The organism is Enterobacter sp. RIT637 (assembly GCF_019718755.1).
Taxonomy (GTDB): Bacteria; Pseudomonadota; Gammaproteobacteria; order Enterobacterales; family Enterobacteriaceae; genus Enterobacter.
Genome location: NZ_JAIHAZ010000007.1, coordinates 191,005 through 214,692, shown reverse-complemented (window position 1 = coordinate 214,692; position 23,688 = coordinate 191,005). Strand labels below are relative to the sequence as shown.

Annotated in this window: 23 protein-coding genes and 1 pseudogene; 14 read left to right on the top strand and 10 right to left on the bottom strand. The window is 56.0% G+C overall.

Annotated elements, in window-relative coordinates; translation table 11 throughout:
* Nucleotides 1-4 precede the first annotated feature (4 nt).
* The 5 genes from K5E19_RS13360 to yjiA all read left to right on the top strand — a co-directional run bounded on the left by K5E19_RS13360 (nucleotide 5) and on the right by yjiA (nucleotide 5,222).
* Nucleotides 5-517, top strand: a complete 513-nt coding sequence (locus K5E19_RS13360; protein WP_089598028.1) for a 4-hydroxyphenylacetate 3-monooxygenase reductase subunit — start codon at nucleotides 5-7, stop codon at nucleotides 515-517.
* A 179-nt stretch (nucleotides 518-696) separates the two neighbouring features.
* Nucleotides 697-1,587 carry a YafY family protein gene (locus tag K5E19_RS13355; RefSeq protein WP_221551642.1) on the top strand — a complete coding sequence of 297 codons (891 nt, stop codon included), beginning with the start codon at nucleotides 697-699 and terminating at the stop codon, nucleotides 1,585-1,587.
* 217 nt (nucleotides 1,588-1,804) lie between these two features.
* Nucleotides 1,805-3,958: a carbon starvation CstA family protein gene (locus K5E19_RS13350; protein ID WP_100165532.1), complete on the top strand. Its 2,154-nt coding sequence runs from the start codon at nucleotides 1,805-1,807 to the stop codon at nucleotides 3,956-3,958.
* Nucleotides 3,959-4,054: 96 nt separating this feature from the next.
* Nucleotides 4,055-4,258 carry a YbdD/YjiX family protein gene (locus tag K5E19_RS13345; RefSeq protein WP_003856610.1) on the top strand — a complete coding sequence of 68 codons (204 nt, stop codon included), beginning with the start codon at nucleotides 4,055-4,057 and terminating at the stop codon, nucleotides 4,256-4,258.
* A 10-nt stretch (nucleotides 4,259-4,268) separates the two neighbouring features.
* Nucleotides 4,269-5,222, top strand: a complete 954-nt coding sequence (gene yjiA / locus K5E19_RS13340) for a GTPase (protein WP_221551640.1) — start codon at nucleotides 4,269-4,271, stop codon at nucleotides 5,220-5,222.
* Nucleotides 5,223-5,278: 56 nt separating this feature from the next.
* Here yjiA and K5E19_RS13335 read toward each other — a convergent pair whose 3' ends face one another.
* Complete coding sequence (locus K5E19_RS13335; RefSeq protein ID WP_221551639.1) at nucleotides 5,279-6,637, bottom strand: esterase-like activity of phytase family protein; 1,359 nt, start codon at nucleotides 6,635-6,637, stop codon at nucleotides 5,279-5,281.
* A gap of 410 nt (nucleotides 6,638-7,047) precedes the next feature.
* Between K5E19_RS13335 and K5E19_RS13330 the strand changes: the two genes are divergently transcribed.
* Nucleotides 7,048-7,593: a YfaZ family outer membrane protein gene (locus tag K5E19_RS13330; RefSeq protein ID WP_221551637.1), complete on the top strand. Its 546-nt coding sequence runs from the start codon at nucleotides 7,048-7,050 to the stop codon at nucleotides 7,591-7,593.
* Nucleotides 7,594-7,649: 56 nt separating this feature from the next.
* On the opposite strand, the gene K5E19_RS13325 is transcribed toward K5E19_RS13330, so the two are convergent.
* Complete coding sequence (locus K5E19_RS13325; RefSeq protein ID WP_221551635.1) at nucleotides 7,650-9,020, bottom strand: NAD-dependent succinate-semialdehyde dehydrogenase; 1,371 nt, start codon at nucleotides 9,018-9,020, stop codon at nucleotides 7,650-7,652.
* A gap of 151 nt (nucleotides 9,021-9,171) precedes the next feature.
* Between K5E19_RS13325 and K5E19_RS13320 the strand changes: the two genes are divergently transcribed.
* Together K5E19_RS13320 and K5E19_RS13315 are read left to right on the top strand one after the other, a co-directional pair.
* A complete protein-coding gene (locus tag K5E19_RS13320) occupies nucleotides 9,172-9,915 on the top strand; it encodes an AraC family transcriptional regulator (RefSeq protein ID WP_221551633.1) in 744 nt (247 codons plus the stop codon).
* A gap of 47 nt (nucleotides 9,916-9,962) precedes the next feature.
* Nucleotides 9,963-10,592 (top strand): LysE family translocator, encoded by a 630-nt coding sequence (locus K5E19_RS13315; protein ID WP_221551631.1) that lies wholly within the window; start codon nucleotides 9,963-9,965, stop codon nucleotides 10,590-10,592.
* Between the two features lie 288 nt (nucleotides 10,593-10,880).
* Here the strand turns inward: K5E19_RS13315 and K5E19_RS13310 are convergent, their stop codons facing one another.
* Nucleotides 10,881-12,308, bottom strand: coding sequence for a hypothetical protein (locus tag K5E19_RS13310; RefSeq protein ID WP_221551629.1), 1,428 nt, complete (start codon nucleotides 12,306-12,308; stop codon nucleotides 10,881-10,883).
* 506 nt (nucleotides 12,309-12,814) lie between these two features.
* Here K5E19_RS13310 and K5E19_RS13305 point away from each other — a divergent pair.
* Nucleotides 12,815-14,086, top strand: a complete 1,272-nt coding sequence (locus tag K5E19_RS13305) for a DUF445 domain-containing protein (protein WP_221551628.1) — start codon at nucleotides 12,815-12,817, stop codon at nucleotides 14,084-14,086.
* Here K5E19_RS13305 and K5E19_RS13300 read toward each other — a convergent pair.
* The 4 genes from K5E19_RS13300 to K5E19_RS13285 form a co-directional block, all read right to left on the bottom strand.
* A complete protein-coding gene (locus K5E19_RS13300) occupies nucleotides 14,083-15,159 on the bottom strand; it encodes a DUF2955 domain-containing protein (protein ID WP_119935694.1) in 1,077 nt (358 codons plus the stop codon). The two genes, K5E19_RS13305 and K5E19_RS13300, sit on opposite strands and share 4 nt — an antisense overlap.
* Nucleotides 15,160-15,163: 4 nt before the next feature.
* Nucleotides 15,164-16,231, bottom strand: a complete 1,068-nt coding sequence (locus K5E19_RS13295; RefSeq protein ID WP_155739950.1) for an HlyD family secretion protein — start codon at nucleotides 16,229-16,231, stop codon at nucleotides 15,164-15,166.
* Nucleotides 16,228-16,698 (bottom strand): MarR family winged helix-turn-helix transcriptional regulator, encoded by a 471-nt coding sequence (locus K5E19_RS13290; RefSeq protein WP_221551627.1) that lies wholly within the window; start codon nucleotides 16,696-16,698, stop codon nucleotides 16,228-16,230. The genes K5E19_RS13295 and K5E19_RS13290 overlap by 4 nt, the downstream gene beginning before the upstream one ends.
* A 150-nt stretch (nucleotides 16,699-16,848) precedes the next feature.
* Nucleotides 16,849-17,544, bottom strand: a complete 696-nt coding sequence (locus K5E19_RS13285) for a helix-turn-helix transcriptional regulator (RefSeq protein ID WP_221551626.1) — start codon at nucleotides 17,542-17,544, stop codon at nucleotides 16,849-16,851.
* Between K5E19_RS13285 and K5E19_RS24380 the strand changes: the two are divergent.
* Nucleotides 17,520-17,609, top strand: a pseudogene (locus K5E19_RS24380) (hypothetical protein); the annotation flags it as partial. The gene K5E19_RS13285 and the pseudogene K5E19_RS24380 sit on opposite strands and share 25 nt — an antisense overlap.
* A gap of 297 nt (nucleotides 17,610-17,906) precedes the next feature.
* On the opposite strand, the gene K5E19_RS13275 reads toward K5E19_RS24380, so the two are convergent.
* Nucleotides 17,907-18,230, bottom strand: coding sequence for an antibiotic biosynthesis monooxygenase (locus tag K5E19_RS13275; protein ID WP_221551624.1), 324 nt, complete (start codon nucleotides 18,228-18,230; stop codon nucleotides 17,907-17,909).
* Between the two features lie 216 nt (nucleotides 18,231-18,446).
* On the opposite strand from K5E19_RS13275, the gene K5E19_RS13270 reads away from it, so the two are divergent.
* Both K5E19_RS13270 and K5E19_RS13265 read left to right on the top strand, forming a co-directional pair.
* Nucleotides 18,447-18,716, top strand: a complete 270-nt coding sequence (locus K5E19_RS13270; protein ID WP_221551623.1) for a DUF1778 domain-containing protein — start codon at nucleotides 18,447-18,449, stop codon at nucleotides 18,714-18,716.
* A gap of 3 nt (nucleotides 18,717-18,719) precedes the next feature.
* On the top strand, nucleotides 18,720-19,241 hold the full coding sequence (locus K5E19_RS13265) for a GNAT family N-acetyltransferase (RefSeq protein ID WP_221551622.1): 522 nt from the start codon (nucleotides 18,720-18,722) through the stop codon (nucleotides 19,239-19,241).
* A 50-nt stretch (nucleotides 19,242-19,291) separates the two neighbouring features.
* Here K5E19_RS13265 and K5E19_RS13260 read toward each other — a convergent pair whose 3' ends face one another.
* The gene (locus K5E19_RS13260; protein ID WP_221551621.1) at nucleotides 19,292-20,707 is read right to left on the bottom strand and encodes an aldehyde dehydrogenase family protein; all 1,416 of its coding nucleotides are present in this window, start codon (nucleotides 20,705-20,707) and stop codon (nucleotides 19,292-19,294) included.
* A gap of 100 nt (nucleotides 20,708-20,807) precedes the next feature.
* Between K5E19_RS13260 and K5E19_RS13255 the strand changes: the two genes are divergently transcribed.
* The gene (locus K5E19_RS13255; protein WP_221551619.1) at nucleotides 20,808-21,710 is read left to right on the top strand and encodes a LysR family transcriptional regulator; all 903 of its coding nucleotides are present in this window, start codon (nucleotides 20,808-20,810) and stop codon (nucleotides 21,708-21,710) included.
* On the opposite strand, the gene K5E19_RS13250 is transcribed toward K5E19_RS13255, so the two are convergent.
* Nucleotides 21,697-22,176 (bottom strand): carboxymuconolactone decarboxylase family protein, encoded by a 480-nt coding sequence (locus K5E19_RS13250; protein WP_014882392.1) that lies wholly within the window; start codon nucleotides 22,174-22,176, stop codon nucleotides 21,697-21,699. The genes K5E19_RS13255 and K5E19_RS13250 overlap by 14 nt on opposite strands.
* A gap of 101 nt (nucleotides 22,177-22,277) precedes the next feature.
* Here K5E19_RS13250 and K5E19_RS13245 point away from each other — a divergent pair, with 101 nt between their 5' ends.
* A complete protein-coding gene (locus K5E19_RS13245) occupies nucleotides 22,278-23,666 on the top strand; it encodes a PLP-dependent aminotransferase family protein (RefSeq protein WP_221551617.1) in 1,389 nt (462 codons plus the stop codon).
* The last annotated feature ends 22 nt before the right edge of the window (nucleotides 23,667-23,688 follow it).

Here is a 23,688-nt window from a genome sequence, read left to right as displayed (position 1 = left end):
TGCAATGCATTCAGATGAACAACGCCTGCGTTTTCGCGACGCGATGAGCAGCCTGTCGGCTGCGGTTAATGTAGTCACCACCGAGGGCGAGGCGGGCCGCTGCGGGATTACCGCCACTGCCGTCTGTTCGGTCACAGACACCCCGCCGTCGGTCATGGTGTGCATCAACGCCAACAGCGCCATGAACCCGGTCTTTCAGGGCAACGGCAGGCTGTGCGTCAACGTGCTGAACCACGAGCAGGAGATCATGGCCCGCCATTTCGCCGGGATGACCGGCATGGCCATGGAGGAGCGCTTTGCCCTCTCCTGCTGGCAGAAAGGCCCACTGGCGCAACCGGTGCTCAAGGGCGCGCTCGCCAGCCTGGAAGGGGAGATAAGCCAGGTGCAAACCATCGGCACGCATCTGGTTTATCTCGTTGAAATTAAAAACATCATCCTCAGTGAAGAGGGCCACGGCCTGATCTATTTCAAACGCCGCTTCCACCCCGTGATGATGGAGCTTGAAGCTGCCGTTTAATCCCTTCACGCGCTGACCTTTCTTCGGTCAGCGCGGCTTTCTACAAAAAACCCCTAAGGTTTCCGCTAAAGCACGCCGTTATATAACCATAAGAGAAATTTTCTGTGCCTGAATACTGACACCCCGTGTCAGTGCTACCCGCATCATTCAGCGCCGACCCCAATATACAGGAAGACCTTATGGCTAAATCGACGCGGAGCCGCTCGGCTGAACGTCTGGTCGATATTCTGGTTGAGCTACATTTACACGGTGTGGTAAACCGCAGTGCGCTCATGGATAAATTTAAAATTACCGAGCGCACCGTCTACCGCGATTTAAATGCACTCTCCCCGATTGTTGAACATACCGGTAATGGGCTATATCGGCTCATTCATTCAGCGCAATCTCCCGGCTCGCAAGGGCTGCATCACACCCTTGCTAACTTCCTGAATGCTGATAACTTTTTCCCCGATCGTAATACCGAGTTTTGGCAGAAACTCGAAAACCGCGTTGATGAAAATCATATTCTTATTCTTGGCAACGACGCTGAACACACCGTACACCGTGATATTGGTCGTTATTTACCGAAAATTGAGAAATCGATTAAAAACCATAATGTTTGTCAGATCGTTTATAAAGGTAAAACCCGTCTGATTAATCCCTACAAACTCATTAACAAAAAAAATATATGGTATTTACAAGCCACCGAAAATAGCAGGTTAAAATCCTTTTCGCTGAGCCAGATTCGCTGGATGGATATTCAGGACACGACGTTTATTCCTGAAGATAGCGTGACTGAACTGCTGGAAAAAAGCCTCGATCCCTGGGTCTCTGAAGATACTTTCGAAGTGAAAATATTTATCAACGATAATATTTCGCATTACTTTATGCGACGCGATCTCCTGCCGGAACAAGAGGTGCTGGAAGACCATCACGATGGCGTCACGATCCGCTGCCAGGCAGCACATGAGAACCAAATTTTGCCGCTGCTTTTGTACTGGCTGCCAAACATTCACATTTTAGAACCTGCCTGGCTGAGGGAAAAGCTGGTGACGACCCTGACAACCTATCTGGCTGAGTGCACGGTATAGCTAACTGCGTGATCGCAATCACATATTTTCTCCCACTGGCGGCGAGCCTGAACCACTCGCCCTCACCTTTGACCGCTCACCCATCACTTTCAACCACTCACTCATTTACCGTCCTTTACACGCGCGAGGATCTGGCACGATCGCTCCAGCATTAATCAATACCTCCTCACAACGAACCCTGACCCTTTTTTCTTTACATAAAAAACCAGGTCTTACTATGGATACTAAAAAACTACTGAAGCACGTGCCCTGGGCCTTACTCGGGATCCTCGGCGCTTTCTGTCTGGCGGTTGTCGCATTACGCCGGGGCGAACACGTAAGCGCCCTGTGGATCGTGGTCGCGTCCGTTTCCGTCTATCTTGTGGCTTATCGCTACTACAGCTTGTACATCGCGCAGAAGGTCATGAAGCTCGACCCGACGCGCGCCACCCCGGCGGTCATTAACAATGACGGCCTGAACTACGTGCCAACCAACCGCTACGTGCTGTTTGGTCACCACTTTGCCGCTATCGCCGGTGCAGGCCCGCTGGTCGGCCCGGTGCTGGCCGCGCAGATGGGCTACCTGCCGGGTACCCTGTGGCTGCTCGCGGGCGTTGTGCTGGCGGGTGCGGTGCAGGACTTTATGGTGCTGTTTATCTCTTCTCGCCGTAACGGCGCCTCTCTGGGTGAGATGGTCAAAGAAGAGATGGGCCGCGTGCCGGGGACTATCGCCCTGTTCGGCTGCTTCCTGATTATGATCATCATCCTCGCGGTGCTGGCCCTGATCGTGGTGAAAGCGCTGGCCGAAAGCCCGTGGGGTGTCTTCACCGTCTGCTCAACCGTGCCGATTGCGCTGTTCATGGGTATCTACATGCGCTTCCTGAGACCGGGACGCGTGGGTGAAGTGTCGGTGATTGGTATCGTGCTGCTGGTGGCCTCCATCTACTTCGGCGGCGTGATTGCGCACGACCCGTACTGGGGCCCGGCGCTGACCTTCAAGGACACCACCATTACCTTCGCGCTGATTGGCTACGCGTTTATTTCCGCGCTGCTGCCGGTCTGGCTGATTCTGGCCCCGCGTGACTACCTGGCGACCTTCCTCAAAATCGGCGTTATCGTCGGTCTGGCGATCGGCATCCTGGTGATTAACCCGGATCTGAAAATGCCTGCGGTCACGCAGTACATCGACGGCACCGGCCCGCTGTGGAAAGGCGCCCTGTTCCCATTCCTGTTCATCACCATCGCCTGCGGTGCGGTCTCTGGCTTCCACGCCCTGATTGCTTCCGGCACCACGCCTAAGCTGCTGGCGAACGAGAAAGATGCGCGTCTGATCGGCTACGGCGCAATGCTGATGGAGTCCTTCGTGGCGATCATGGCACTGGTTGCAGCCTCCATTATCGAACCGGGTCTGTACTTCGCGATGAACACCCCGCCTGCTGGCCTCGGCATTACCATGCCAAACCTGCACGAGATGGGCGGTGACAACGCGGCGCTGATTATGGCGCAGCTGAAAGATGCGAGCGCACACGCGGCGGCGACCGTCAGCTCCTGGGGCTTCGTGATTTCGCCTGAGCAGATCATGCAGACCGCGAAAGACATCGGCGAACCGTCCGTGCTGAACCGCGCTGGTGGTGCTCCTACGCTGGCCGTCGGTATCGCACACGTGTTCCACAAAGTGCTGCCGTGGGCGGACATGGGCTTCTGGTACCACTTCGGTATTCTGTTCGAAGCGCTGTTCATCCTGACCGCGCTGGACGCCGGTACCCGTGCGGGCCGCTTTATGCTGCAAGATTTGCTCGGTAACTTCGTGCCGTTCCTGAAGAAAACCGACTCTCTGGTAGCGGGCATTCTGGGTACTGCGGGCTGCGTAGGCCTGTGGGGTTACCTGCTGTATCAGGGCGTTGTCGACCCACTCGGCGGCGTGAAGAGCCTGTGGCCGCTGTTCGGTATCTCTAACCAGATGCTCGCAGCCGTTGCTCTGGTGCTCGGTACCGTGGTCCTCGTGAAGATGAAACGCACCAAATACATCTGGGTAACGGTTGTTCCTGCGCTGTGGCTGCTGCTCTGCACCACCTGGGCGCTTGGCCTGAAGCTGTTCAGCGCCAACCCGCAGCTGGAAGGCTTCTTCTTCATGGCTAATCAGTACAAAGAGAAGATTGCAGCAGGCGGTGCGGATCTGACCGCGCAGCAGATTGCCAACATGAACCATATCGTGGTGAACAACTACACCAACGCGGGTTTGAGCATTCTGTTCCTGGTGGTGGTGTACAGCATCATCTTCTACGGCATCAAAACCTGGATGAACGTGCGCAACGCCGACGGTCGTACGGATAAAGAAACCCCGTACGTGCCGGTGCCGGAAGGCGGCGTGAAGACCTCATCACACCATTAAAATAATGGCGGGTGGCGCTACGCTGACCCGCCCTACACAGTAACTGTAGGCCCGGTAAGCGTAGCGCCACCGGGCTTTTTCTGTCTGGAACCCACAATGTTTGGTAACTTAGGCGAAGCAAAAAAATACCTCGGTCAGGCGGCGAAAATGCTGATTGGCATTCCGGACTATGACAACTACGTTGAGCATATGAAGACCAACCATCCGGATAAGCCGTACATGACCTACACCGAATTCTTCCGCGAGCGTCAGGAAGCGCGCTACGGCGGAAGTGGAGAAGGCGGCGTCCGCTGCTGCTAAAGGAGAGACCATGACCCCGATTGCCGTTACCCTGCTGACCGGTTTTCTCGGCGCCGGTAAGACCACCCTGCTGCGCCACATCCTGAATGAACAGCACGGCTTCAAAATCGCCGTCATCGAAAACGAATTTGGTGAGGTCTCGGTAGACGATCAGCTGATTGGCGATCGCGCCACCCAGATCAAAACCCTCACCAACGGCTGCATCTGCTGCACCCGCTCTAACGAATTAGAAGACGCCCTGCTGGACCTGCTCGACAGCCGCGACCGCGGCGAGATCGACTTTGACCGTCTGGTGATCGAGTGCACTGGCATGGCCGACCCCGGCCCGATTATTCAGACCTTTTTCTCTCACGAGATCCTCTGCCAGCGCTACCTGCTGGACGGCGTGATTGCCCTTGTGGATGCGGTTCACGCCGACGAGCAGATGAACCAGTTCACCATCGCCCAGTCTCAGGTAGGCTACGCCGACCGCATCCTGCTGACCAAAACCGACGTGGCGGGCGAAAGCGTTAAGCTGCGCGAGCGCCTGACGCGCATTAACTCCCGCGCGCCGATTTACACGGTGACGCATGGCGACATCGATCTGTCTCAGCTGTTCAACACCAACGGCTTTATGCTGGAAGAGAACGTCACCGCGAAACCGCGCTTCCACTTTATGGGAGACAAGCAAAACGACGTGGCGTCGATTGTGGTGGAGCTGGACTACCCGGTGGACATCAGCGAGGTTTCGCGCGTGATGGAGAACCTGCTGCTGTCGTTTGCCGACAAGCTGCTGCGCTACAAAGGGATGCTGTGGATCGACGGCGAGCCGAACCGCCTGCTATTCCAGGGCGTGCAGCGCCTGTACAGCGCCGACTGGGACAGGCCCTGGGGCGATGAACCGCCGCGCAGCGTGATGGTGTTTATAGGCATCCAACTCCCGGAAGAAGACATTCGAGCGGCGTTTGCAGGGCTGAAGAAATAACCTCCCCGAATAATCCCCTCTCCTCTATGGGGAGAGGGTTAGGGTGAGGGGTAAACTTATTTCACCGCTTCCGGCAGCGTTATAATCCACAGCTCGCTGTCCGACTCCGGCTTTTTCAGCGGCTTCACGCTGAGCGTGGTTTCCACCGGTTTATCATCCAGCGTCAGCTTGCCCTCCGCGTTCACCCGATAATCCTTGAGCTTCTTGCCCTCGACCGGGTGTTGCATCGCCACCTTCACGCCAAAGTCGTTATCGTTCGCCACCGCAAGCGTTTTGCTGTCGATCAGCGCCAGCCCTTCGGCCTTCTCCTGCTGCCAGCCCAGCGCGCGCAGATCGACAACCTGCGTTTTAGCCGCAAGCGTTATGCCGCGCTGCGCCAGGGTTTTCTCATCATCAAACTCAGGGTACTCGCCCGGCTTGTCAAAGGCGGAAAGGTCGCTCGCCTTGCTGAGATCCACCTTGTAAATCAGGTTACGCATGGCGTCATTTTTATCCTCACCCTGCTCAATCAGCAGGATATGCTGGTCATCGAGCGCCACAATGTCGCCGATTTTGGCATCGCTGTTTTTACCGTAGACCGCGCTGTCGATAGGGTAACCGTACATCGCGGTTTTGCCGGTCGCCGGGTCGAAGCTCACCAGACGCGTAAACAGCGCCTGCTTTTTGCTCTTACCGTCAATATCCAGCGTGCTTTGCACGGCGGCGATAATCCGCCCGTCCGGCATCCGGGTCAGGCCTTCAAAGCCCCGGTTTGCCTGGCGCCATTTGATAATATTTGGCAGACCGCCCGCGATGGATTTCTCCCCTTCCGCTGCCTGCGGCCCGTGGATCGCCAGGATCTTCCCTTTGCTATCGACGTTGATCAGGAACGGGCCATACTCGTCGCACAGCCAGTAGCCGCCTTTGCCGTCCGGGGTGATGCCTTCCGTGTCCAGCCCGCGATTGTCGCCATTCAGAATGTTTAGCGTGTCGCTGAATGCCACTTCATTGGTGGAGCCAATCACGCCGCTTTGCAGCGGCAGGCCGTTAATCTCGCCTTTATCGTCATGCAGCGGGCGGGCGTCGATAGCCTCCGCTTTGCCGTTCTGGACGCGGATGGTCATCAGCAGCGGCGCGAAATCTGGCGTGACAAATATTTTGGCTTCGTTTTTACCCATTTTTGGCGCATCGGCGTTGGGACCGCGATCGGTCACGGTCGCAAAGGTCAGGGCATCGCCCTGCTTGCCGGTAAACAGCAGGCCAGAGCCAATCCCGACCGGGAGTCCGTTCGGAAACGCGCTGGCAAACGCGCCGCTGTATTTCACATGCGAGCCTTCAGGGAAGCTGACGATATAGCGCTCTGCGGTAGGTTGAGCCGCCAGGGCAGAGAATGAGAGCGCGCAGCTCACGAGCACAGGAATAATTTTTCTTTTCATGTTGTTAGCATCCAGTTAGTGAAGCCAACAACGTAATGAAGAAACGTGTCAGAAAAATGACATGAAAGGACGGCGGATCTGCACAAAATTACGTATAGCAACCACCAGAAATGTAAACCTCTGTCTTTATCTGTGACAGATGAAACACTTTTGGAAATTATTAGAAACTCAATTAATTCATCTCAAATGGCTTTCTTTGCCTCGTTCAGTTGTCGTTTAGCCAAAACTCTAAACTGTTCCTAAACGCGAATTTATTTGCCATTGACGACCTTCTAAACAAACAATTTGGCAACAGATAAAGATTAAATACCCAACAAAAACAGTATAAAACCGCGATAGACATCACATTTGCAGTCATAAACATCCGTTGTTAAGGTGCCCTCAGATTAATTTGATAACGAGGAACACTCATGAAAAAGCTTAACGTACTCATCCTTTCCGCCCTGACCGCGGTATCTGGCTCCGCACTGGCAATGGGCGGCAGCATTGAGCAGGGGAAAAACTTTACTAACCTCAATCTGGAAATGGGGAAATCCTCATCCGGCCTGTACGCTGAAAGCAACTGGCTGAAAAACACTGACGACGGCACCCAGACTGGCGGCGTAGGTGCAGGCTACAACTTTGAAGTCGGCCCGGTGATGTTGAACGCAGGTGCGAAAGCGATCTACATCGGCCCGAAAAAAGGCGATAACGGCGTTGCGTTCCCAATCGGTGGCGGCGTAAACGTGGCCCTGACCGACAGCATCAACGTCTTCGGTGAAGGCTATGTGGCACCAGACGGCCTGAACAACAGCGTGAAAAACTACGTTGAAGCCAACGGCGGCGTAAGCTGGACCCCAATCAAACCAGTTACGCTGAAAGTGGGTTACCGCCACGTGAGCGTTGACGGCAAAGATGGTCGTCCAAACCACACCCTGATTGACGGTGCGTATGTGGGCGGCGGCGTGAGCTTCTAAGGCTCCGCAACGTGCAAAAAAAACCTGCCATCCGGCAGGTTTTTTTATGGTTGAAATTACTTACGCACCACTACCAGCTTCTGGTTCACAAACTCTTTGATCCCCAGATCCGACAGCTCGCGCCCGTAGCCGGACCGCTTCACGCCGCCGAACGGCAGCTCTGGCGCGGTATCGGTGAGCCAGTTGATGTACACCATCCCGGTCTCAATCCGCGACGCCATTTTCTTCGCGCGCTCGATGTCCTGGCTGAATACCGCACCGCCCAGGCCGTAGTGGGAGTCGTTCGCCAGCGCGACCGCTTCGTCGTCGCTTTTCACCACGTACATCTGCGCCACCGGGCCGAAGAACTCCTCGAAGTACGCCGGGTTATCGCGGGAGATATTCGTCAGGATCGTCGGTTCGAAGAAACTCCCGTCGCGCTGCACCGGCTTGCCGCCATAGTGCAGCGTCGCACCGTTTTTCACCGCCTCGTTAACCTGTTTGGTCAGCGTTTCGAGGGCATCTTTAGACGACAGCGGCCCCAGCGTGGTGGTTTCGTCCAGCGGATCGCCAATCTTCACCTGCTTAAACGCCTCGGTGAATTTGCTCAGGAACGCGTCTGCAATCTTCTCATGCAGGATAAAGCGCTTCGCCGCGGTACAGACCTGCCCGGCATTGTTGAGCCGCGCATTCACGCCTATTTTCACGGCTTTATCAAGGTCGGCATCATCCAGCACCACGAACACGTCATTACCGCCCAGCTCCAGCGTAGATTTCTTGATGTGCTTCGCCGCCTGCGCGGCCACCGCGCTGCCGGCCTTTTCGGAGCCGGTTAATGCGGCACCCTGCACACGATCGTCAGCGATAATTTTTGCCACCTGCTCGGACGAGATAAACAGGTTGGTCCACGCCCCTTCCGGCGCGCCCGCCTCGCGCACCAGATGGGCAAAAGTCTCGGCGCAGTGCGGCACGATGCTGGCATGCTTGGCGATCACCGGGTTCCCCGCCGCCAGGTTTGGCGCCAGAACGCGCATCAGCTGGTAATACGGGAAGTTCCACGGCTCAACGGCCATCAGCACACCGATGGGGTGATGCTCCACCCAGGCTTCCCCAAGCTCAGAATCGTACTTCACCGGGGCCAGGAACTGCTTCGCGTTGTCGGCGTAGTAGCGGGCGATCTGCGCGCACAGCTTCACCTCGCCGCGGCTCTGCTCGATGAGCTTACCCATCTCCCGGCTTGCGATTTTCGCCAGATCCTCCACGCGCTCGTCGATCAGGTCGGCAAGCTTATGCAGCACCGGCAGGCGCTGGCTGATGTCGCCTTTCGCCCAGTCCGAATGATAAAGCGCATCGGCCGCCTTGAGCGCCGCTTCGATATCCGCGTCGGTATGCGAGGGGTATTCTTTGATGAGCTGGTTAGTGGCAGGATTTACTGTCTGATAAGCCATGTCGAATCTCCTTGTTTTACCGCTTAGGGTATTAAGGGTAGTCAACATGACTGGCTATGGACGTAAAGTTGGGTATATCCGGAAGGTTCTTAATGAAGCGCTGCCAGACGGTTCGCTGACGTGGTATAAAAAACCTTCAGAAGGAGCGCCCATGACCGATACCCGATACGTCCGTCAGACTTTTCACCGTGCCTCAGGCCTTGAGCTGCGCAGCACCTGGCAGAGTACGCAGGCGTACAAACGCCACAGTCACCCTCAGCTTTCCATCGGCGCGATTATGGAGGGCCAGACCTGCTGCGTGTGTCATGATAAAGAGTACATCCTTAACCCCGGGGACCTCATCGTGATCCCGGCCTGTGCGCCGCACAGCTGTAACCCCGTCGCCGGTAATCCGCGCAGCTACCATATGCTCTATATCGACACCGGGCTTCCGCTGGCGCTACAGGTGATTCGTAGCCCTGACCTGTTTGCCCATTACCTGGACGTTGTCGAGACAATGTCTCCAGCGTCAGTCGACACGCTGCTTTCTGCCCTTCCCCGCGGTGCGGATAACGCAGACGCGCTTCGCTCAACCAGCCAGCAGGTTCAGGAGGCATTTCTTTCCGATCTCACCTGCCCGCCGTCCCTCGACGAGCTTGCCCAGCGCTTCTCGCTGCGCAAGGAGACGCTGATTCGCACCTTCAGGCAGGACACCGGCCTGACGCCGGGCAGCTTTCTCAACATCTCCCGCGTGGAATACGCTAAAGCGCGGCTGCGCGCCGGGGATGATATTGCCGACGTCGGCTACCAGAGCGGCTTTGCCGACCAGAGCCACTTTCATAAGACCTTCGTGAGCTATACCGCCGCCACGCCGCGCCAGTACGCCACGGGCCGATCAATATCCGACAATAAATAGGTTCTGCAGCGCCGTACACTGACCTCGGATTGTTAACCGAGGTCTCAATGGAACTGTTATTTCCTTCCGCTTTTCTTGCGCTGGCGCTGGCGCATTTTGTTGCCCTGCTCAGCCCGGGTCCGGATTTCTTCCTGCTGGTAGGCTACGCCGCACGCTATCGTCTGCGCGGCAGCGCCGGGCTGTGCCTCGGCATCGCCGCGGGAAACGCGCTCTATATTCTTCTGGTGATTATCGGCTGGAGCGCGCTGCGCCAGTTTACGTGGCTGTTTACGCTGATCGAACTTTGCGGGGCGCTGTATCTGCTGTGGATCGGCTCGCATCTGGTGCGCAGCCGACCACAGGCGCTGGCGCTAAATGAAACTCACCAGCGCTTCCCTTCGCTGCGCAAGCAGATCCTGCTGGGGCTCGGTTCGGCGCTGTTAAACCCGAAGAACGCGCTTTTCTATCTGGCGCTGATGACGGCGCTGCTGGGGCCGGACGTCACGCTGCTTCAGCAGGCGACCTGCGGCGTCTGGATGGTAATGGTAGTGCTGGCGTGGGATCTGGCGCTGGTGACGCTGATGGGCTTATCGGCGGTGCAACAGAAGCTCAGCCGTTCGCTGTGGTGGATTGAGCGCACGGCGGGGGTGGTGTTGATGGGGTTTGGGGGATGGGTGCTGTTGCGGATACTCGAATAGCCCGGATATTAAGGAGCATAGATCTAACAGGAATTAACCATCTTTCGAATTAAAGCTTACCTCAGATATGAGGACAATAAGCAAGCTGTCCTCATTATTTCATTTAGGAATGAGTGAGGCCAAGAAACTTTGGTCACAACAATAATGAGCCTTTCTTAACATAAGATACAAACTAACGTTTCAGCGCTTTACTAAATGCCATACCAAGCAAGGTATGTTCTGTAATATGTTCAAGAACAACCTCCTCCAGTGTTGAAGCTGACTGTGCAATTAAAGCCTTGTAGTAACCTACACATCTGTTTTCAATGTAAAGACCTGTGATATTTTTTTTGTATTTCTCCGCTGCCTTAAGGGAACTTCAGCAGCAGAGTCAAACCTATTTAATAAATAGTTACGCTGAAAATCGCTGACAAACAATTGCATTTCCCAACGTTTTCTTTTAGAAGTAACAGAGAGCAGCAAATGCTCCTCCTTACGCAAATCAATATTCTCAACAATAAAATCAGTCGATTCAGGCAATTGTATCTGGCTCGATTTCATGCAAGAGAGTATAGTTACCTTGCCGCGAATAGTTTTCTTTCTTGAAGCTGTTTCGACATATAGGTGACATTCCGCACCTTCAGCATGTTCGAGCCAGAGTGTTATGCCACCATCAAGTAAAACATCAATATTTTCATCGGCTCGAAGATACCTTCTGGACATGTAAAAGGTAATATAGCTATCATCAATTTTTCCTAAAAGCTTAATTCGTTGAGACTCAACGTCTTCAAGATAAATATCTTCAAGCAAGACTCGCTTATCCGAATTATCGGGGATCGTTGAAAGTTCAGGAGTGTCCTCACCCTTGATAGTAAAATTAATGAATTCTCGTGTTACAAGGTCAAGAGCATAAATAATAATCTTATCCTCCATTTTGTTTTTTCCGAAATAAAGTTTAAGACGATCAAGTTTATGCCTTAAAGTATGCCACTGATTTCCACCGATAGACTGGTGATATTTTTTTCCATAGAATAAAAAATCGAACCGAAGCCGCTCATTTTCGATGACTATCCGTCCATTTTGTAACGGAGTAAGTGACTTAAATTTCTTCTCGCTTAGAACCATTGGTGCAAGCGTTGCTGACTGCTTGCTGTTCAGATGTTGTAATACCCCATTTTGCTCCCATCCTGATTTACCATCATGCAGCTGCACACGAACTACTGTTCCTGACTGCCGCTTTATTAATACCAACAGATTTTTCACCTGATTAACATGAATTTTTCGCGACTTTAACGTAGACGCTTTAATGGTAAAAAGTAGCTCCTCTTTCTCAGTACGTGCACGTACCTCAATACGATCTACTTGCAATTGGACATGGTCAATCACAACGGGTAACCAACCTTTCTCTTTTTTAGCCGCTACATCACCAATGGGCTTAGCTAATTTATTCTTCGCATTTTGCCCAGAAATAAAACACGGATGAAGAGGCCACGGCGGACCAAGCGCATCAAACAATACCCGAGAACCCGATGGATGCTCATAATAGTAAACACGCTGACCACACGTTTTACATTCTACATTCGGCACAGTAAATGAACGGAAATCACGATAATGATTCTTCTTAAGATTGTAATCAGACTCAACCGTTGATTTTTTCACTTTGGATTTCGCAGACGAATTGCCTACAGTAAAAGGCCTGACGATACCATTGATGGTTCGAAAGATTACATAGCTCATAACTTCAACTCGTTGAAATAGAATCTTATCAAGATTACCCCCATAATCAAAAATATAAAAGCTTTAACGTTACTTTTCGCTTAGACTGTTATCCACTATCTACATAATGGCTTTCAACCACACATCCTTTCCTGCTATTATCCTTAACAATTATTAGTCATTAACTCAACATTTACTTTTAATACTTATCTGTTTACTCAAAAATCGGTCTCCGGAAATATATATTCAAAGCAAAACACTCTTGTAAACAAAAAGTTAAATTTCAAAAAAAATATCAAATAAAAATCATAAAACTACTTACAATTAAAAAATCAATAGAACAGTTAAAAATAAATAGAAAAAAATATGGCAATCTAAAATATTTAATTACCGATTATTACACTCACAAATTAGAACAAAATTTACAATTCTATGTTAATTACCTGCGAAAACTGTGAATGGGGAGAGTGCAAATAGTAACCAGATCACCTTTGCACATTCCCCCTGCTTCCCTCTATCCTTAACCCATGGAAAAAATAGCTGAACTCAAACGCGCCAAGCTGCTGGCGCTGTCGCTGCTGCTGATTGCCGCCGCGGCCTTTATCACCACCCTGTTCCTGCCGCAGACCTTCTGGGTGCGCGGCGTGAAGGCCATTGCCGAGGCGGCGATGGTCGGCGCGCTGGCAGACTGGTTTGCCGTAGTTGCGCTGTTTCGCCGGGTGCCGATTCCGTTTATCTCGCGCCATACCGCGATTATCCCACGCAATAAAGACCGAATCGGCGACAATCTCGGCCAGTTTGTACAGGAGAAGTTTCTCGACACGCAATCGCTGGTGGCGTTGATCCGCCGCTATGAACCTGCCCAGATGATCGGCGCCTGGTTCAGCAAGCCCGACAACGCCCAGCGCGTCGGGCTGCATTTGATGCAGGTGATGAGCGGTTTTCTCGAACTCACCGACGACGGACGCATTCAGCGTCTGCTCAAACGGGCGGTGCATAAGGCCATCGACAAGGTCGATTTCACTGAAACCAGCGCCGTGATGCTGGAGAGCATGACCAAAAACAACCGCCACCAGGTGCTGCTGGATGCGATCATTAACCGTCTGATTACCCTGATTCAGCGGGAGAGCACGCGGGACTTTATTGCCGATCAAATTGTCCACTGGCTGAAGACCGAACACCCGCGCAAGGCGATGGTGCTGCCCACCGAGTGGCTGGGCGATCAAAGCGCGGAGATGGTGTCGAACGCGGTGAACGCGCTGCTGGACGATATCAGCCACGATAGCACGCACCAGATCCGCCAGGCGTTCGACCGCGCCACGCTGAAGCTTATCGACAACCTGAAAAACGATCCGGAAATGGCGGCGAAAGCCGACAACATCAAGCACTACCTGAAAAACGATGAGGCGTTTAACCGCTATCTGGGAGAGATGTGGGCTGACCTGCGCCAGTGGCTGAAGGCAGATATGCAAAGCGAAGACTCGCGAGTGAAGCAACGCATCGCCAACGCCGGGCTGTGGTTTGGCGAAACGCTGTCTAACGACGCCAGCCTGCGGGCGTCGCTGAACGAGCATCTGGAGCAGGCCGCACACCGCCTCGCACCGGATTTCGCGGCGTTTCTGACCCGCCACATCAGCGACACGGTCAAAAGCTGGGACGCCAAAGACATGTCCCGCCAGATTGAGCTTAACATCGGTAAAGATCTGCAGTTCATCCGCGTCAACGGCACGCTGGTCGGCGGGACGATTGGCCTGATTCTGTTTTTACTCTCGCAGCTGCCTGCCGTGCTGGGGCATTAATCTACTTTGGGCGGCGCGATGACGTAGCGCGTCGCCTCGAAGCGGTTGAGAATCAGGTGCACCAGGAAGACCATCGTCAGCGTTGCGACCAGCGAAAAGGTGACGGAGGTGATGCGGTAGAGATCGCTGAACACCAGGTCAGTGTCCGGATGCATGTTCTGCCCGAACATAATACCGATGGTGGTGATGCTGGAGAACCCCACGCCCGCGCCCACCTTTTCCATCACGTGCAGGCGCGCGCCAAACGCCAGCCCGAGGCCAATCAGCGGCATCATTAATAGCATATGGCTGCTGTGATCGTAGAGGATCAGCTGCACCACCAGAATGTAGAGGCAGCCCAGCACCACGCCGACTACGCGCCAGATAGAGCTCATCACCGAACCGCGATAGTGCATCGGGAACAGAATCAAAATCCCCGCCATCAGCGCCGAAAGCGAATCGCTTAAGTCGCTAATCTGAAACACCACGAATATCAGCGTCGCGACGGTGCCGGAGAGCAGCGACTCGTGGCGCACGCGGGCGTCGTCTTTCTCAATCAGCGGTGGCGGCTTGCGGGGCTCCACGTCCGGCAGGAGGTAGTTCATCAGCGCGCTCAGGCACACCGCCATCACGCTCGCTTCGATGTTGGAAAACAGCAGCGTGTGCCAGTTGGTGGTGGGGTAGCTCATAAAGTTGAGCATCACGCTCTGGCACACCACGCCCATTGAGCCAAACAGGAACAGCGGCCCCTTGCTCATAAAGCGAAAGCGCATCACGTACAGGGCAAACACCACCAGCGTCATGATGACCGGCCATTGCGACAGATAGCCGATAATGAAGATCATTTCGACGCAGTTTAGCGCGGCGCTGAAAATAAACTGCTTCGCCACGTGGCGGTTAAAGACCGGCACCAGCGACAGGAGCATGATCGGATAGACCACAAAAAACACGCCGTAGCTGGTGTTGTAAAAGCTGGAGATGCTCAGCGCAATCATCCCGGCAAAGACGATACGCAGGGTCTGGCGAAAGTCGTTTGCCGTGTAGACAATGTTGCCGTGCGGGGTAAAGACCCGCGCCAGGGTGCTAATAGACATCGAACTAATAAACATAGTGAAGCAGGCTCACCAGGTGGATCTGCATCCCGGAGAAGAAGCGCGCAAACGGCCCCTCGCTGTTGTAGAGCTGCACGGTCGCGCGTGCGCCGGTCGGCAGATGCTTCGGCAATTCTTCGTCCAGCGCCACGTGGATGCGCATGCGTTGGGCATCGCGCACCCAGCGGTTAGAGGTTTCCGGCTCGGACAGCTGACCGTTCACGGCCTCCTGACCTGCCAGTATCCCCGCGTCGCTGCTGGTCACGTGGGCGCGGAAAACGTGCCCCGGGAAGGCGTCAAACACCACGGCGGCGTCGGTGCCCTGATGGGTGTGGCGCAGGCTCTTCTCGCGGAAATCGGCGACGATATCGGTCTGGTTATTCACCAGCGCCAGCGCGGCGGAGCCGGACGAAGCGTAAAAGCCCGGGCTTAACTGCAGGTTACTGACCGTGCCGTCCGCCTGGGCGTAGACCTTCGTCCAGCCGAGGTTGAGTTCCGCGTCATCCAGCGCGTTGCGGTATTTTTGCAGCGTCACGTTGCGGTGCTCGTCCCGCTCGCCGCGCTGAATGCGCAGGTTATGGATGTTGGCCTGAATGGAGCTGACGGACTGCTCGCTGCTCTGCCAGGTGGTGCGAACCTTATCCAGATCCGCCTGCGAAACGTTCTGCAGCGTGCTCAGCTTCTGGTAGCGGTCGAAGGTGACTTTATCGTTACGCGCGGTCAGCACGGCGGTTTTCAGGCTGGCCTGCGCGGCGGCGATCTGCGCGTCCAACTGGTCGTTGGACAGGCGTGCCTGCTCAAGCGCGATTTGCGCCGCTTCCACTTTATTGCGAAACGGCGTGTCGTCGAGCTCAAACAGCAGATCGCCTTTCTTCACCTGGCTGTTGTTGTGGACATGTACCGCCGCCACATAGCCGGAGACGCGCGGAGAAACCGGCGTCACCACGCGCATCACGGTGGAGTCCGGCGTCAGCGGGATCCAGATATCCGCGACGATAAAGTAGACAAACATCAGCAGGAAAGAGGCAATACTTACCCTTACCCAGCGGGCAAACTTTTGTTCAGGAGTCATTATTTTTCGGTCTTGTTATCTTCTTCGCGGATTGACCGCAAATTGCAGGCGATTTGATTCAGCGTGGCGCTGAAAATGTCGATATGTTCCGGCGCGATGTTTTGCGATACGCGCGCCTGATACGTCTCAATCACCTGAGTGAGCCTTTTTAATATGGCTTTTCCCTCAGGCGTCAGCGTCAGAAGCCGGATGCGCTTGTCATAAGGCGATACGGTGCGCAGCAGGTAACCCTGCTTTTCCAGCTGTGTCAGGGTGCGCATCAGCGGCGGCAGTTCAATGCCCTGCACCTCCGCCAGCTCGCTCATCGAGACGTTATCCCCGAGCTGATGAAGCTGCATCATCACCGTCCAGCTCGACTGGGTTAACCCGGTATCGAGAATGGCGTCGTCAATGACGGCACGCCACTGGCGCACGATCATCGCCATCCGCATACCCATCGGCCTGCGGCAGAACAGTTCTTCTTCACTCATGGGAAATCCTCTCGTAGTACGCCATCACGATAATAGTTATCAGGATAAGTATCAAGAAACGAGAAGTTAAAGCGCAGGAATTGCGAAAACGATGTTCTCCCTCTCCCCGTGGGAGAGGGTCGGGGTGAGGGCACCAGCCCGCAGCAGAGTTTAGCGGCTAAAAAGTCTCTGAACGGCACTTTTTCCCAAAGCCGTCACCACCACCTCCCTGTACCCCGCCACGCGCTGGATCCACCCTTTGCTTTCCAGATAAATCAACAGCGCCGCGCCCGCCTCACCGCCAAGATGAAACCGCCGCTCGCTCCAGTCCAGACAGGCGCAGCAGGCCTTGCGACGGGGATGAGGGGTTAGCGGAATACCGAGCTTCAGAAACTCCTCGCGGCCATACGGCGTGAGCGCTGAACCGTCGGCCTCCAGCCAGCCTTCTGCCTGCATGAAATCATAGATTTGCACCGCCACCGTTCCGGCAAGATGGTCGTAGCAGGTCCGCGCTTCACGCAAGGCTTTCGGCGCGGTGGTTTCCGGCGGGGTGATGCGGCTCCAGGAGAGCCCCATCATCTGCTCGACCAGCGCCGCCACGTCGTGGCCCGCCAGGCGATAGTAGCGATGCCGCCCCTGAGACAGGCAGGTGATCAGCTTTCCCTCCACCAGCCGGGCGAGATGTCCGCTGGCGGTCGACGGCGCAACGTCTGCCGCCGCGCTCAGTTCGGTGGCGGTCCATGCCCGCCCGTCCATCAGCGCGCACAGCATCTTCACGCGCGACGGATCGGCTATAGCCGCCGCCACCGCCGCAATGGCCTGCTCCAGCGCCGCGCTGTTATCAGGGGGTAAGCTCGTCTTTAACATTCGTCGCCCAGGGTTTGGTGATCTTTGCGGCCAGCTTATCATTATCCGTCAGCAGAATAAGGTGATTCGCATGGTCGCTGTACTGGGTCAGGATAGACACGCCCTTTGCGGCCAGCGCGGCCGCTAGCTCGCCCAGCTCGCCGGGCCGCTCCTGTTTCAGTTTTCTGATTACCGGCTTGCGTACGGCCTGCACGTTGAACCCGGCTTCCACCAGCACCCGGTGGGCTTTTTCCCCCTCTTCCACCAGGAAGTGGGCATTCGTGCCAAATACGCCACCGCCTTCCAGCCCCACGCCGTTGTGCCCCAGCAGCTGTCCAAAGCGCGCCAGTTCACCGGGGATATCGCTAAAAATCACATGAACGTCATACATCCTCGTGCCCTCCGGTTTCGGAACTGTACTCCCGCACCAGCTGTGCTACCCGAATACGGTAGAAAGAAAAAATCGACTCCCGCCCTTCGGCCTGAGCGGCCAGATGGAAGACGTTCTGCTTCCAGCGGCGGACGGCCTCTTCATCCCGCCACCAGGAAAGGGACAGGATTTTGCCGTCGGTCGTCAGGCTCTGGAACCGTTCGATATCGATAAAGCCGTCGATGTCGGCCAGCAAAGGCTTAAGCTCTGCGGCAAGCTGAAGATAGCGCACCTGATGGGCAGGCGCGGCTTTGGCTTCGAAAATGACTGCAATCATGGGTGTATCTCCGTTGTGAGGATGCGGAGAGGATGCAGGATGAAAAAGCACAATACTTCGGTAGGGAGCGAAGCGTTGTGCCAGATGGCGCTACGCTCAACTTCTCGTTGAATTCCGGTGAGGACACACTTATGATTAATGTACGGATAAATACCGTACATTATTTTTACCTATGAAACGAGGCGTTAAGCCCGAATAAAGTCTGAGAATGAAACCATGTCAGCACTGAAGAAACAGCGCATCGATCTCCGGTTAACCGAAGATGACAAAAACATGATCGAAGAAGCGGCGGCGATGACAAACCAGTCGATTTCTCAATTTATGGTCAGCACAGCCTCTGAACGCGCAGCAGAGGTCATTGACCAGCACCGCCGTCTGGTCCTTAGCGAAGCATCCTGGAATACGGTGATGGATGCTATCAGCAATCCGCCTGCGCCAAATAACCGCCTGAAGCGAGCGGCTAAGCGTCTCCTGGATATGGAGTAAAACGTGAACGACGTGAAGATAGGGATTTTTTCAGAAGACGTTGAGTATGACCTAAGCCAGTTCGACTGCGGAGAAGAGAGCCTTAACACTTTCCTGACGGAGCACCTGAAACGCCAGCATCGTGGAAAGTTTTTGCGGGGTTATGTCCTCACCACACGAGAGCCAAAACCGCGTATTCTGGGCTATTACACGCTCTCCGGAAGCTGTTTTGAAAAGGCTTACCTGCCCTCAAAAAGTCAGCAAAAACGTATTCCTTATAAAAATGTGCCGAGCGTCACCCTTGGCCGTCTGGCGATTGATAAACGTATTCAGGGGCAAGGCTATGGAGAATTACTCGTTATTCATGCCATGAAGACCGTTTATCTGGCCTCCTTTGCCGTCGGCATTCACGGCCTGTTTGTTGAAGCACTCAGCCATAAAGCCAAAGATTTTTACCTCAAAATGGGGTTCATACCGCTCCTGGCCGAGAATGAATGCACGCTGTTCTTACCGACGAAAACCTTTGAGAGCGTGTTTGAAGAGTGATCCAGCACGTAACGCCCCGGCTAGCGGGGCGTGCTTTACCTTCAGCGGTCTTAACCCAGAATCGACCTCGGCTCCATAAATGCCCTAATCCCCCACTCGCCCATCTCGCGCCCCACGCCGGAGTGCTTAAACCCGCCGAACGGCGCTTTCGGTTCATGGGCGAGGGTGTTCACCAGCACGCGACCGGAAACAATCTGCTGCGCCACGCGTCGCGCGCGGTCCGCATCGCCGCCCAGCACCATCGCGCTCAGCCCGTATTCTGTGTCATTGGCAATGGCGACGGCCTCCGCCTCGTCACGATAGGGAATGACGCACAGCACCGGGCCAAAAATCTCGTCACGGGCAACCGCCATCCGGTTGTTCACGTCGGCAAACAGCGTCGGGCGCACAAACCAGCCGTCTCGCGTCCCGTCCGGTCTCCCTTCTCCACCCGCCAGCAGACGCGCCCCCTCTTCGATGCCTTTACGGATATAGCCCTGCACCCGCTGCCACTGCTTTTCACTGACCATCGGGCCGACGTCCGTCGCGCTATCGCGCGGGTCGCCGGATTTCACCGCCGCCACGGCCTGCGCCAGCGCGGTTTCGATCTCCGCCTTACGCGCCTGCGGCACCAGAATGCGCGTTCCGGCCACACACGCCTGCCCGCTGTTCATAAACCCGGCCTGAATCACCAGCGGGATCGCCTGCGCCAGATCCACATCATCCAGCAGGATCGTCGGCGACTTACCGCCTAACTCCAGCGTCACGCGCTTAAAGCTCTCCGCCGCGTTGCGCAGGATCGCTTTGCCGGTATTCGTGGAGCCGGTAAACGAGATTTTTGCCACGTCCGGATGGCGGCTAATGGTTTCACCTACCGTCTCGCCGCGCCCGGTGACGATGTTAAACACGCCCGGCGGCAGCGCGGCATCGCGCAGTGCTTCGGTGACAATCCGGGTTTGCAGGGCGCTCATTTCGCTCGGCTTGATGACAGCCGTACAGCCCGCCGCCAGCGCGGCCGCCAGCTTGCCGCAGATAAACCCCGCGTCGCTGTTCCACGGCGTGATAAGCCCGGCCACCCCAAGCGGCGTCATCTGCACCGTGGCCGCGCCTGCGGGAGTGACGAACTCAAACGCCTCCAGCGCCTCAATGGCCTGAGCAATCACCTCCGCCGGATAGCTGGCCATCCACGCCGATCGTGAGGCGGGCGCGCCGTACTCTTCAACGATCGCGTCGAGCAGATCGTCGTGACGAGCGGCCACGGCGGCGTGCATACGTTTTAGCGCCGCGATGCGTTCCTGCTTTGTGGTCTGCGACCACGCCGGAAACGCCGCTTTTGCCGCCGCAACGGCGCGCTCTGCGTCAACCTCATCCGCCAGACGAACCTGGCCGATGACCTTCGCCGTCGCCGGGTTGTACAAATCAAACCACTCGGTACCGTGCGGGGTAACAAATTCGCCGTTAATAAAAATCTGTTCGATGGTGTGCATATAAACCTCCTCAGGCTGTGTGAGCACAGTCTGGCACGGCTTCTCCGTTGCGATAATCCACGCTATGCTGCAAGGGTTGTTTCGATTTTCAGGATAATCTATGCATCGTTCAGGTCTGACAGAGCTGGAAGTAGTGATGGCCGTCGTGCGGCGCGGCAGCTTTCGCGCCGCGGCGCAGGAGCTGGGCATGTCCGCCACGGCGGTCAGCAACGCCATCGCCGGGCTGGAGAGCCGCCTTGATACCCGCCTCTTTAACCGCACCACCCGCAGCGTGGCGCTCACCGACGCCGGACAGCGCTACGTGGCGCGTATCGGCCCGGCCCTGCAGGAGATCCGTCTCGCCAGCGAGGAGATCCACAGCGACACCGGGGAACTTACCGGCACTCTGCGTCTGAACGTGCCGAATCATATCGGCGCCCTGTTTCTGGACCAGCTGCTGATCGACTTTATGATCCGCTACCCGAAGATGCGCGTAGAGACCGTCAGCGAAGCGCGAATGATCGACATCGTCGCGGAAGGCTTTGACGCGGGGATCCGCCTTGAGGAGTCCGTGCCGCAGGACATGATTGCCGTGCCGCTAACCGGAGAGATCCGCCAACTGGTGACCGGCACGCCGGACTATTTTGCACGTCACGGCATTCCGCAGACGCCGGACGATCTGCTTTCACATCAGGGGATCGGCATGCGCATGGCCCACGGCGGGATCTACCGCTGGGAGCTGGCGCGTCGGGGGGAAACGTACGTCCTTGCCGTGCCGCCGCGCTTTGCGACGTCCGATCTTTTTGCCTCGATCCGCGCCGTGAAAGCGGGATTAGGGGTGGGATTTTTGCCGGAACTGTATATCCGGGAAGAGCTTGAGCGTGGAGAACTGGTGAGCGTCTTAGACGACTGGGCGCAGCCCTTTGCCGGGCTGCGCCTGTATTACCCCGGCCATCGCCACGTTCCGCCAGGGCTACGGGCGCTGGTGGCGATGATCCGCGAGCGCGGGATTATTCCAGGTTAGCCTTATTCAGCCCGTAAGCCGCGTCCAGCGAGCCGGGCGCCATGCGGGAGGTGATCCCCAGACGGTTCCAGGCGTTGATCGCCACGATGGCGAAGTTCAGCTCTGAAATCTCCACGTCCGAGAAGTGCTCCGCCACGCTGCGGTACAGCGCGTCGCTTACCCCGTGAACGCCAATCTGGGTCAGCGCTTCGGTGAAGGCCAGCGCGGCTTTCTCGCGGGCGCTGAACAGCGGGGACTCGCGCCAGGCCGCCAGATGGTACAGGCGCAGCTCGCGCTCGCCGGCGATTTTGGCCTCTTTCGAGTGCATATCCAGGCAGAAGGTACAGCCGTTCAGCTGCGATACGCGAATGTCGATCAGGTGCTTCAGCGCCGGGTCGATGGAGGTTTTTGCCACCTCCATGCTCAGGGCAGACAGCGCGTTGGCAAGGGCAGGTGTAACTTTATGGTGGTTAACGCGAGTGCTCATTGTCTTTCCTCTTTTTGTGCGGCATATGTCATGCGATGCGGCAAATCTACGCCGTTCATGACATAGTAAAAAGATACAAAACGCGTGAAACGAGGTAGGACATGAAGCCGGGCTATCACGAGATTTATTCCCGCTATCGCGACAATATCACGCGCGGCGTGCTGAAGCCGGGCGATAAGGTGCCCGCCATCCGCGTGCTGGCGGAAGAGCTGAAGGTGGCGCGTAAAACCGTCGAAACGGCGTACGCCATTCTGACGGGTGAGGGGTATCTGGTGAGCCAGGGCGCGCGCGGCACGCGGGTTAACCCGGATTTACTGTTGCCGGATAACACTGCCCCTGCGGAACAGCCCACCGGCGCGCTCCCGGCATCGCTCATCAGCCAGCGCGAGCGGGCGGGGTTTCTGCGTCCCGGCATCCCTGCCCTCGACAGCTTCCCGTATAAAAAATGGCTGCTGCTGGCGGGCCAGGCGACGCGCGCCATGCGTCAGGAGGAGATGCTCAATCCGCCCGTTCTGGGCTGGTATCCGCTGCGCCAGGCCATCGCCAGCTATCTCAATATCTCACGCGGGCTGTCCTGCAGCGCCGAGCAGGTGCTGATCACCAGCGGCTACAGCGGCAGCCTGCGGCTGATCCTCGACACCCTTGCCAGCCGCAGCGACAAGGTGGTGTTTGAAGATCCGGGCTATTTTATGGGCCAGCAGCTGCTCAAGCGGATCGTGCCGCGCCTGCACACGGTGCCGGTCGACCGTTCAGGTATCGACACGGACTACCTGCTCCGTCACCATCGCGATGCACGTTTTGCCATCGTCACCCCGTCGCACCAGAGCCCGCTGGCGGTCACCCTCTCGCTGCCGCGCAAGCAGCAGCTGCTCGACTGGGCCAGTCAGAACGAGGCGTGGATTATCGAAGACGATTACGACGGGGAGTTTCACTACACCCGCAAGGTGCTGCCGTCTCTGAAAAGCCTCGACCAGCACGACCGGGTAATTTTTATGGGCACCTTCAGTAAAACCATCATGCCGTCGCTGCGCATGGGCTACGTGGTGATGCCCGCCAGCACTGTCGGGGCCTTTACCGACTGCGCGGACATTACCACCAGCGGCCAGCCGGTGCTGACGCAAAAGATCCTCACCGCGTTTCTCAACGAAGGGCATTTTTTCCGTCATTTGAAAAAGATGCGTGCGCTGTATCAGACCCGCCGCGACTGGATGATTGCCGCCCTGCGCGAGGTGTATGGCGATCTGTTTTTCACCGAGCAAAACGACGGCGGGATGCATATCGTGGCGTTCCTGACCAGAGGAAGCGGTGACCGGGAAGTGGCGCGCTGCTGGCAGGAACAGCAGTTACAGGTGAATGCGCTTTCAGAGTGGTATCGCGGGTCGGGCAAACGCTACGGGCTGGTGATGGGCTATAACAACGTGCGGTCGTATCAGGAGGCGCTGGATTTGCTGGAAAGGCCGAAGCGGCAGACGCTTGCGCTGTTGAGCTGAAAATCGCCGGGTGGCGGCTGCG